1 protein-coding gene is annotated in these 267 nt (G+C 56.2%); it reads left to right on the forward strand.

Annotation, left to right across the window (positions count from 1 at the left end):
- The coding region (locus GHO32_RS26335; RefSeq protein ID WP_153443147.1) for an efflux RND transporter permease subunit at nt 1-267 on the forward strand (267 nt) is incomplete at both ends.

Here is a 267-nt window from a genome sequence, read left to right on the forward strand (position 1 = left end):
TGTGCCTGGCAGCGCTCTATGCAAGCTGGTCGATCCCCACGGCGGTTTTACTCGTCGTCCCGCTGGGCGTGCTTGGCGCGGTACTGGCTGTGACCTTTCGCGGCATGCCCAATGATGTGTTCTTCAAGGTGGGCTTGATTACCATCATTGGTTTGTCGGCAAAGAACGCAATCCTGATCATCGAATTCGCCAAAACCCTGTACGACGAAGGGCATGATTTGGTAAGCGCCACAGTACAAGCTGCGCGCTTGCGCTTGCGTCCTATCG

It is taken from the genome of Pseudomonas sp. FSL R10-2189 (assembly GCF_009600325.1).
Taxonomy (GTDB): Bacteria; Pseudomonadota; Gammaproteobacteria; order Pseudomonadales; family Pseudomonadaceae; genus Aquipseudomonas; species Aquipseudomonas helleri.